We start from the raw sequence: 8,954 nt of genomic DNA, 5'->3' as shown, positions 1-8,954 counted from the left end.
AGCCAAGGGAGGGATGCCGAGGCCTCGGCGATCGTGCGCGATTTCGAGGCCGCGGCGGGTCGCGTGTCACTGTCGCCCGCCCCGGTCATCGACGAGCACGGCACGCCGACGCAGCGCACCCGCGTGCGCGCTCTGTGGGCGCCGCGCCTGCGCGCGCGCACCGCGGCCCTGTGGGTGCTGTGGTTCTGCGTCAACTTCTCGTACTACGGGGCGTTCATCTGGATCCCGACGATCCTCGTATCGCAGGGCTACGACCTCGTGCGTTCGTTCGGCTTCACGCTCATCATCACACTCGCCCAATTGCCCGGGTACGCGGTGGCCGCGTGGCTCATCGAGGCGTGGGGGCGCCGGGCGACCCTCGCGACGTTCCTGGCCGGGTCGGCCGTGGCGGCGGTGTTCTTCGGCACCGCCTCGGGCGAGGTCGCGATCATCGCGGCGGGCATGGCCCTGTCGTTCTTCAACCTCGGCGCGTGGGGAGCGCTGTACGCCGCGACCCCCGAGACCTATCCGACTCCGCTGCGGGCGACGGGATCGGGCTGGGCGGCCGGGGTCGGCCGCATCGCGTCGATCATCGCGCCGCTGAGCGTTCCGCCGCTGCTGGGCTGGGGCGGCGCACCGCTGCTCTTCGTGGTGTTCGCGGCGTTCTTCGCTGTCGCGGTGGTCGCAGCTCTGACCTTGCGCGAGCAGCGCGGCCGCGCGCTCGACGAGGACTGACGCGCCCGCCAGCGGCCGATTTTGGGGCGCGTTCCTCCGTTCGGGGCGCGGTATTCCACGCCCCGAACGGACAATCGCGCCCCGAACCCAGGGCTGCCGCGCCGCGCCTCGGCCCCGCCGTCCGCGCGTAGGCTGGCGCGATGGCATCCGTGAGGTACGTCGCCCTCGGCGACTCGTTCACCGAAGGCGTCGGCGATGAACTGCCCGATGGCACCGTCCGCGGATGGGCGGATCTCGCGGCCCAGGGGTGGGCGGATGCCGCGGGCGAACCGATCCAGTACGCCAATCTCGCGATCCGCGGCAAGCTCATCCGGCCGATCGTCGAGGAGCAGCTGGAACCCGCGCTGGCCCTCCAGCCCACGCACCTGTCGTTCAACGGCGGCGGCAACGACATGCTGCGACCGCGGACGGGCATCGAGCGGATCGTCGACGTCTTCGACCACGTGGTCCGCCGGTGCGACGAGGAGGGCGTGCAGCTCATCGTCCTCTCGGGCGCCAACCCGTCGGCGGGACTGCCGTTCGGCCGCGTCGTCCAGGGCCGCGGCGACCGGCTCTCGCACGCCGTCGAGGACCGGCTGCGCTCGCGTCCCGACGTGATCACGGCGTACAACTGGTTCGACCGCGAGCTCGCCGAACCGGAATTCTGGTCGGTCGACCGGCTGCACATGAACGCGCGCGGGCATCACCGCGTGGCGGCGCGGGTGCTCGAGTCCGTCGGGTTCGAAGCGCCGAACGGGTGGTGGCACCTGCGCGAGATCCCCGAGAGCGAGCGGCTGCGCGGAACAGCGTACTACCGCGAGCACGTGGGCCCGTGGGTGCGGCGACGCCTCACCGGAACATCGTCGGGCGACGGGCGCGCCGCGAAGTTCGGCGGGGGCTGGGTGGAGCTGGCACCGCGGGGTGTGGCGGACGGCGGAGCCTGAGCGGGAGGCGCCCGGGAGGCGCCCGGGAGGCGGCCCGCGGGGAGACCCGCTCAGTAGGGGAGCGCGGCCGGCTCGAGGTGAGCGGTCTGATCGCCGACGAGCGTGAGCTCTCGCGGGTCGATTCTGCGCACCTCGGTCGTGTCGGCGAGGTCATCGAGACAGACCCAGAAGATGTTGGGGCTGCGGGTCGAGCCGAAGTAGTAGACGCGGTTGGTCAGGTCGGCCCCCGCGCGCCACCAGGTCGGGTACACGTCGCCGGTCGAGTACGGCGCGCCATAGGGCACCGAGACGTTGGCGATGAGCTGGAAGACACCGGCAACGGCTTCTTCCGTGTTCTCCGGCTCGGGCAGGTAGTGCAGGAAGTACGACGAGCGCACGAACCGGTCCGTCGAGGTGATGTCACCGGGAGGAGGGAGCTCGCCGCCGAACGGCCGATACCGACGGAGGTTCTCGAGCTGCTTGTCGAGAGTGGGGGAGTTGGCCATCACCGTGTACTCCGGGCCGTGGTGCACGACGAGCTCGCCACCCAGGGGCTCGATGATCGCGGAGTCCCCCGAGGGGTCTTCGAGGGCGATGTGCACGCCGAGCTGGATGCCACGAAAGGTCGGCGACGTGATGCGCACGCGGTCGATGTGGGCGACGACCTCGGCGACGGTGGCGAAGGTGTCCAGCAGGTACTGGACCCACAGTGCGTTGGCGACGGAGGGCCGCCCGTCGGGCTGGGGGAACTCGACGTCGTCGGGGTCGAGGTAGAGCGCATGGGCGCCCAGACCCTTCTCGTTGAGGCCGTCGACGGTGCCCATGCCCCACATGCTCGTCACGACGCTGGCGTACGTCGACGTCCAGGTCAGCGACTCGTGGTCGGCATTTCCGCCTCGCACCGTTCCGCGGGGGACGAACCACAGTTCGGGCTCGTCGCTGACGGCCCAATCCATGCAGCGGCTGACCGTTTTGGCGACGTCGTTGCTGTTCCAGAAAATGCGAGTGCACACGCCGTGCAGCGTATCCCAGGGCGACGGCGCGGAAGCTAGGGTTCAGACGTGCCCGACGACACCGACATCTCCCGACCGAGTCCGTGGGGATGGGTGGGGACATGGCTCCGCGAGGAGAAGTTCTGGCGTGACATCGGTGCCCGCGTGCTCGCCGGGGTCCTCACCGCCGGCATCGTGTACGCCGGCGCGCTGCTGCTCGGCTACCTGCACACGCCCGAGATCGGGGCGGGGCTCCTTCTCACGCTCGGCGTCCTCGCGTGCGGGAGTCTCCTCGCCGGCGCAGTCGCGCTCGCTCGATCGCGCGGCAAGGCGGGGGCGAACGGAACGGTACGGATCCTCCTCGCGGTGCTGTCGGTGCTCGCCGCCGTCGCGATCGCCGTCGGAGTGCTCGCGGATCTGATGCGCGCGGTCCGCTGACCGCGCCGGGCGCCGGGTTCGAGTCCGTAGGTTCGTGCGCTCCGTCGCCGGGCGTCGGCCGAGCGGCGAAATCCGCGGCGACGGGATCGAGCCGAAGCCACATCCGGGGCGCGATCACGCCCCGGAGACTCTGTCGACGGCGTAGACGACCTCCACGAACTGTCCTGCCTGCTTCGCTGCGAGGATCGTCAGCCGGTCGGCGCCGAGCACCCGGGGGAGGAGCGGCTTCCCCGAGCCGAGCGTCACGGGAGCGATCGAGAGACGGATCTCGTCGAGCAGCCCCGCGTCGATGAACTGTCCGGCGAGGTCGCCGCCGCCGACGATCCACACGTCGCCGTCGGCAGCGGCATCCCGGATCGACTCCCACTGCGGCCGAACGCTGCCCGTCACGATACGGATGTCGGCCCCCGGCACGGGGCGGAGCACCCGCGACGAGAAGACGAAGGCCGGCCGCGTGCCGTAGAACCGCTCCCACTTCTCGGGCTCGTTCAGAAGCCGCTCGTGGTGGACGAGCCACTCGTACGTCGCCGAACCCATCACGAGCGCCCCGACGCCGGAGAGGAAACGGCCGAACGCCGCCTCCGCCTCATCGCTGCCGGGAACGGCGAACAGCCAGTCGAGCGCATCATCGTCGGTCGCGAGATATCCGTCGAGGGTCGTGGCGGTGTGGAAGATTGCTCGGGTCATGACCGAGACGGTATCGGGGACGTCCGACACCGCAGGACCAGGAGTTGCGGCGTGCACATATCTCAACGATGATTGAGGCAATGATCTCCGTCCCTCTCGAACTCCGGGCCGCGCGCCACGCCGCACTGGCGGATCCGGCGCGACTGCGCGTCGTCGATCTGCTCGCGCTCGGCGACCTGTCGCCGCAGGAGCTGGGGGAGCGGCTGGGACTGGCATCCAATCTCCTCGCGCACCACCTGAAGGTGCTCGACGCGGCGGGCCTGATCGAACGTCGCCGGTCGGAGGGCGACGGTCGGCGCAGCTACGTGCGACTCCTTGCGCACGCCCTGCCCGCGGAGGAGCGCGACGGGGAGCTTCGAGTCCCGCGGGTCGTGTTCGTCTGCACCGCGAACTCCGCCCGTTCGCAGCTCGCCGAGCACCTGTGGCGAGCGCGCACATCCGTGGAGACCGCGTCTGCCGGCACGCTTCCCGCCGACGGGGTCTCAGCGGGCGCCATCGCCGTCGCCGCCGCACACGGACTCGACCTGTCCGGAGCCACGACGAAGACGCTGGACCAGTTGGAACGACCCGATGATCTGCGCGTCACGGTGTGCGATCGCGCGCGCGAGACGCTGACATCCGCTGATCTGCACTGGTCGATCCCCGACCCGGTCCATGTCGGCACGCGTGCCGCGTTCGAGGCCGCCTTCGACGAGATCTCCCACCGCATCGACGCCCTGCTGCCGCACGTGCGCGCCGCCTGACCCCGAGAGAGACCCTCATGTCCCGTCCCACCGTCCTGTTCGTCTGCGTCCACAACGCCGGCCGTTCGCAGATGGCCGCCGGCTACCTTCAGCACCTCGCCGGAGACCGCATCGACGTTCTCTCGGCCGGCTCCGAGCCCAAGGATCAGATCAACCCCGTCGCGATCGAGGTCATGGCCGAGGAGGGCATCGACATCGCCGGGAACACCCCGAAGATCCTGACCGTGGATGCCGTCCGCGAATCCGACGTCGTCATCACCATGGGCTGCGGAGACGCGTGCCCGATCTTCCCCGGCAAGCGCTACGAGGACTGGCAGCTCGACGATCCCGCCGGTCAGGGTTCCGACTCGGTGCGCCGCATCCGCGACGACATCCGCGGCCGCGTCGAGGCGCTGATCGGCGAACTGACGGGGGAGTGAACCCACGGAGAGAGCGGGTCTAGGGTCGGAGCATGAGCATCGCCCTCGTCACCGGAACCTCCAGCGGAATCGGCCTCCACACCGCGATCGGTCTCGCCTCGGCGGGTGTCTCGGTCGTGGCGACCGTCCGTGATCCCGCCCGAGCGGACGCCCTTCGCGCGGCGGCCGAGTCCGCCGGCGTGAGTATCGACATCCGCGCGCTCGACGTGACCGACGCCGATGGCGCGGTCGAGCTCGTCGCCGACCTCGGCCCCGTCGACATCCTCGTGAACAACGCCGGGCGCGGCGCCGTCGGCACTCTGGAACAGCTCTCGGATGCCGATCTCCAGGCGCAGCTCGACACGAACTACCTCTCGGTCGCGCGGTTGACCCGCCTCGTGCTGCCCGGCATGCGCGAGCGCGGCCACGGTCGCATCGTGACGGTCACGAGCGTCGGGGGAGCGGTGGGGCAGCCGTTCGCCGACGCCTACTGCGGCGCGAAGTTCGCCGTCGAGGGTCTCATGCAGTCGCTCGCCCCGGTCGTCGCCCCCTTCGGCATCGACGTCGCGATCGTCGAACCTGCGGCCGTGGCGTCGTCGTTCACCGAGTCGGTCGAGCGGTACGACGGCGGCGCCTACCAGGCGCAACTCGATGCGTACCTGGAACGCACGACCGCCTCCTTCGCTCAGGCCCAGTCGGCGGAGGACGCCGCGAAGACCGTCATCGAGGCCGCGATCACCGACACCCCGAAGTTCCGCTGGCAGACCTCCGAGGCCGCGGTCCGCTTCGCGGGGCTCTCGCTCGGCGACCTGGACGGATCCCGCGTGATCGGCGTGACATCGGAGTGGATCCACTGACGGCCGTCCCCGAGCGAGACGAGAGCATCCGCACGCGCGTCTAGGGAATGCCGAGGACGGCGAACCCGAGAACGATCTCGAGGAGCGCGGCGACGGCGAGGAGGCAGGGGAGGGCCGGCCGCGTCGAGGTCACCCCCAGCCCCAGGGCGATGAAGGCGAGGATCCCCCAGACCCACGACGTGAGCCAGAAGAGCCCCATCGGCAGCACCGCGATCATGCCGGACGCCCCGCTCACTGTCACGGCGATGTACCCCACCCATGCGAGCAGGAACGTCGGCCCGGCGAGGGCGATCGACGCCAGGACGATCGAGGCGGTGCGACGGCGGTCCCGGGGGAGTCTCGCGGTGCTCATCGCGCAAGGCTAACCGGACCGACGGTGCCGGGCGGCATCCGTCCGTTGTGCGGAACGTCGAACGCACAGCAGATCGCGCGGGAGTGGGCCGCCCGATCGCGACGCAGGACGAGGCGCGGGCGCTCTACCCGCTGCCGCACGGAGAAGTGAAGGCGCGCCCCCGGGGGAGAGGACGCACCGCCGTCTTCACCCCGCCGCGTCCGCGCCCGCGTCGGCAGCCGTGACCTCCGTCACGGCTGCGTGATGACGACCTTGCCGCCCTCGTTCTCCGCGACGGTGTGTGCGGCGACGACCTGAGCCAAGGGGAACTCGTGCGCCACACGGGGGACATAGAGGCCGGCGCGACCGAGTGCGGCCGCACGGCGCAGCAGAGTCGAATCGTTGCGCGCGTCGACCTTGTGAAGGCCCAGTCGCGCAGCGCCCGGAGCGTCGAGAACCGTGACGACACGCGAGCGGTCTCGCACGATGTCCGCGAGGTCGGGGAGCGAGGCGGACGGCGCCGAGTGCAGTGCCGCGTCGACGCCGTGCGGCGCGAGGCGAGCCACGCGCTCTGCCAGCCCCGGGCCGTACGTCGTGGGCAGGATGCCCACCGACTCCAGGTACGGGTGGTGGCTCGCGCTTCCGGTGCCGATCACGACGGCGCCGGCGGCGAGGGCGAATGCCGCGGCGGCGCCCCCCACGGCCCCCGAGGCTCCCTCGATCAGCAGCGTCGCACCGCGCAGGTCGCCGAGGACGTCGAGAGCCGCCGCCGCCGTGGCGGAAGCCAGTCCCGCTGCCGCCGCTTGCGTCGTGGACCAGCTCTCCGGGACAGCACTCCAGGCCGTCAGGACGGCGAACTCCGCGGTCGTGTCGCTCACGCCGCCGAGACCGAACACGACGTCGCCCACCTGTGCATCCGTCACACCGGGTCCGACCTCGTCGACGACCCCGACGGCATCCCGGCCGGGGATGGCGGGCAGGGAGAGCGGCAGCACCTGAGCGAGCTGGCCGGCACGCAGGAGCACGTCGATCGGATTGACGCTCGTCGCCTGCACGCGGATCCGGACCGAGCCTTCGCCGGCGTGGGGTTCGGGCGCGTCCTCGACGACGAGAACGTCGGGAGCTCCGTAGGAGTGGAATCGGGCAGCGCGCATGAGGGTCAACTTTCGAGAGGTCTCAGGGGGAGCGGCCAATACTTGCCGCGGAAAGGAACGCTATAGGCCATTCCTTTCCGCGGCAAGTAGTCGTATCGTGGGAGGGTGCCGCAGACCGACCGACTCACGCCGCAGCAGGAACGGACCTGGGCATTGCTCGTGGGCGTCATGATGTGGCTTCCCGCGGAACTCGACGCCTACCTCGAGCGAAGCGCCGACCTGAGCCACGCCGAGTACGGAGTCCTGCGGTGCCTCTCCGTCGGCGAGGACCGCGAGATCCACATGGGTCGACTGGCCGCCACGGCGAGCGTGACGCCCTCACACCTGTCGCGCATCGTGGCTCGACTCGAAAAGCGCGGCCTCCTCGCGCGGAGCACGGACCCGTCAGATGCGCGCCGAACCCTCGCGAGACTCACCGAGCCGGGGGTGATTCTGCTGCGAGCCGTGGACCCCGGCTACATCGCCGAAGTGCGCGCCCGCGTGTTCGAGCTTCTCGAGGGCGAACAGCTCGATCAGCTGGAGGATCTCAGCGAAGCGATCCTGACGCCGATCCGGGGCGAGTGTGTCGCGCTCCTGCCGCCTCGATCAGCGCGACAGGACACCTGAACGCGCCACGACAGCGGGGCGGGCGTCGCCCCTCGGGTGCCGCTGGTCGGGGGATCGCGTGCCACCGAGCCGCGGGCATCGCGGCGCTCTCGACTCACAATCTGACATAATGTGCATTATCGGCTCTCGCGCGACGACGCCCTCGTGCTCGTCTCGATGCCGCGCCCCGGACCCACCGATTCCCGTGCAGGCACGTTGACGGTGCCGATCCCATAAATGGAGTAGCTTCTGGGTACCGCCGAATCAGGTTGAGGTGAATTTCCCCACAATGTCGTTGTTGGAAATGAAGAGCGTGCGCGGTCGCGTGCGCGTGTTCACGCTCACCCAGCTCCCTTTTATTTCCGGGATCGCTTTCATTGTGGCGATCACAGCGATCGCTCAACCGAGCGTTCTGCCGACCTGGCCCGTTCTGCTCGGGGTCGCCCTAGCCGCCGCGGCTACGATCGCATCACTGACGGTCCCCTGGGAGCGACACGCACCGTCCTGGATGATCATCGTCGCCGTTTCGGACATCATCTCGGTCGCATTGTTGAAAGCGGAATTGCTGGCCGTCGTCCCGGCCGTGACGATCCTTGCGATTTTTCCGATCTGGTGGTTGGCCTACGGTTTCCCGTGGTTCGGAAGCGTGATTGCCGTCTTCGGTGCGGGGTTCATCACGTCCTTCTGGTTCTTTTACGCCGGCGCGTGGCCGAAAACGGCGCTCGAGTGGGCAAATGTCGTGGCTCTACCGACATTCACCATCGGCATGGCGATCGTCGCGTGGGCGGCAGCACGGAATCTGCGACGAAAATCGTGGAAATTGGAACAGGCCCATCGCGCGCGGGCCACGGCACTCGACGAAGCCCAGAACGCAGAGTCCATCGCGCTCGGCATTCTGAACGCGGTGAACGCCGGCGTCGCTTTCTACGACGACCAGGGCCGCCTCGATGTCGCCAACAGCATCGCCCATCAGCTGGCCGGGTCGGTCGGAATCCGGTTGGACAGGCCCCCGTATGCCGGCGAGGGCGTCCTCGCCGCCGACCGCGTGACCCCCATCCCGCCCGACGAACAGATCCTTCCCCGCGCGCTGCGGGGCGAGAAGATCGACAATCACCTCGAGTGGGTCGGGCCTCCGGAATCGCAAGTGGCCCTC

11 protein-coding genes and 1 pseudogene are annotated in these 8,954 nt (G+C 69.9%); 8 read left to right on the top strand and 4 right to left on the bottom strand.

Going from position 1 to position 8,954, the window contains the following annotated elements:
* Together LQV45_RS12385 and LQV45_RS12380 are read left to right on the top strand one after the other, a co-directional pair.
* Positions 1-714 (top strand): MFS transporter (locus LQV45_RS12385; RefSeq protein WP_230007286.1); only part of this gene is annotated, 714 nt, incomplete at its 5' end.
* 140 nt (positions 715-854) lie between these two features.
* Positions 855-1,637, top strand: a complete 783-nt coding sequence (locus LQV45_RS12380; protein ID WP_230007285.1) for an SGNH/GDSL hydrolase family protein — start codon at positions 855-857, stop codon at positions 1,635-1,637.
* 50 nt (positions 1,638-1,687) lie between these two features.
* On the opposite strand, the gene LQV45_RS12375 is transcribed toward LQV45_RS12380, so the two are convergent.
* The gene (locus LQV45_RS12375) at positions 1,688-2,629 is read right to left on the bottom strand and encodes a linear amide C-N hydrolase (protein WP_230007284.1); all 942 of its coding nucleotides are present in this window, start codon (positions 2,627-2,629) and stop codon (positions 1,688-1,690) included.
* Positions 2,630-2,677: 48 nt separating this feature from the next.
* Here LQV45_RS12375 and LQV45_RS12370 point away from each other — a divergent pair, with 48 nt between their 5' ends.
* Positions 2,678-3,046, top strand: a complete 369-nt coding sequence (locus tag LQV45_RS12370) for a hypothetical protein (RefSeq protein WP_230007283.1) — start codon at positions 2,678-2,680, stop codon at positions 3,044-3,046.
* Positions 3,047-3,160: 114 nt separating this feature from the next.
* On the opposite strand, the gene LQV45_RS12365 is transcribed toward LQV45_RS12370, so the two are convergent.
* Positions 3,161-3,733, bottom strand: coding sequence for a dihydrofolate reductase family protein (locus tag LQV45_RS12365; RefSeq protein WP_230007282.1), 573 nt, complete (start codon positions 3,731-3,733; stop codon positions 3,161-3,163).
* Positions 3,734-3,813: 80 nt separating this feature from the next.
* Between LQV45_RS12365 and LQV45_RS12360 the strand changes: the two genes are divergently transcribed.
* Genes LQV45_RS12360 through LQV45_RS12350 form a run of 3 tightly spaced genes read left to right on the top strand, consistent with a single transcriptional unit; the run spans position 3,814 to position 5,731 of the window.
* Positions 3,814-4,476: a MarR family transcriptional regulator gene (locus LQV45_RS12360; protein WP_230007281.1), complete on the top strand. Its 663-nt coding sequence runs from the start codon at positions 3,814-3,816 to the stop codon at positions 4,474-4,476.
* A 17-nt stretch (positions 4,477-4,493) separates the two neighbouring features.
* Positions 4,494-4,895 carry an arsenate reductase ArsC gene (locus LQV45_RS12355; RefSeq protein ID WP_230007280.1) on the top strand — a complete coding sequence of 134 codons (402 nt, stop codon included), beginning with the start codon at positions 4,494-4,496 and terminating at the stop codon, positions 4,893-4,895.
* Between the two features lie 32 nt (positions 4,896-4,927).
* Positions 4,928-5,731 (top strand): SDR family NAD(P)-dependent oxidoreductase, encoded by an 804-nt coding sequence (locus LQV45_RS12350; protein ID WP_230007279.1) that lies wholly within the window; start codon positions 4,928-4,930, stop codon positions 5,729-5,731.
* 40 nt (positions 5,732-5,771) lie between these two features.
* Here the strand turns inward: LQV45_RS12350 and LQV45_RS12345 are convergent, their stop codons facing one another.
* Together LQV45_RS12345 and LQV45_RS12340 are read right to left on the bottom strand one after the other, a co-directional pair.
* On the bottom strand, positions 5,772-6,083 hold the full coding sequence (locus LQV45_RS12345; protein ID WP_230007278.1) for a hypothetical protein: 312 nt from the start codon (positions 6,081-6,083) through the stop codon (positions 5,772-5,774).
* Positions 6,084-6,313: 230 nt separating this feature from the next.
* Entirely contained in the window at positions 6,314-7,216 is a 903-nt protein-coding gene (locus LQV45_RS12340) for an alcohol dehydrogenase catalytic domain-containing protein (RefSeq protein WP_230007277.1), read from the bottom strand.
* A gap of 105 nt (positions 7,217-7,321) precedes the next feature.
* Between LQV45_RS12340 and LQV45_RS12335 the strand changes: the two genes are divergently transcribed.
* The gene (locus tag LQV45_RS12335; RefSeq protein ID WP_230007276.1) at positions 7,322-7,822 is read left to right on the top strand and encodes a MarR family winged helix-turn-helix transcriptional regulator; all 501 of its coding nucleotides are present in this window, start codon (positions 7,322-7,324) and stop codon (positions 7,820-7,822) included.
* A gap of 304 nt (positions 7,823-8,126) precedes the next feature.
* Positions 8,127-8,954, top strand: a pseudogene (locus LQV45_RS12330) (PAS domain-containing sensor histidine kinase); the annotation flags it as partial.

This window comes from Microbacterium sp. Bi128 (assembly GCF_918698205.1).
The sequence above is the reverse complement of the archived record's forward strand: the minus strand, read 5'-3'. Positions and strand labels throughout refer to the sequence as shown.

Bases quoted from the DNA above. Each gene is read 5' to 3' on its own strand.
- LQV45_RS12340 (WP_230007277.1), bottom strand. From the start codon at position 7,216: ATGCGCGCTGCCCGATTCCACTCCTACGGAGCTCCCGACGTTCTCGTC.
- LQV45_RS12345 (WP_230007278.1), bottom strand. From the start codon at position 6,083: ATGAGCACCGCGAGACTCCCCCGGGACCGCCGTCGCACCGCCTCGATC.
- LQV45_RS12360 (WP_230007281.1), top strand. From the start codon at position 3,814: ATGATCTCCGTCCCTCTCGAACTCCGGGCCGCGCGCCACGCCGCACTG.
- LQV45_RS12355 (WP_230007280.1), top strand. From the start codon at position 4,494: ATGTCCCGTCCCACCGTCCTGTTCGTCTGCGTCCACAACGCCGGCCGT.
- LQV45_RS12365 (WP_230007282.1), bottom strand. From the start codon at position 3,733: ATGACCCGAGCAATCTTCCACACCGCCACGACCCTCGACGGATATCTC.
- LQV45_RS12350 (WP_230007279.1), top strand. From the start codon at position 4,928: ATGAGCATCGCCCTCGTCACCGGAACCTCCAGCGGAATCGGCCTCCAC.
- LQV45_RS12380 (WP_230007285.1), top strand. From the start codon at position 855: ATGGCATCCGTGAGGTACGTCGCCCTCGGCGACTCGTTCACCGAAGGC.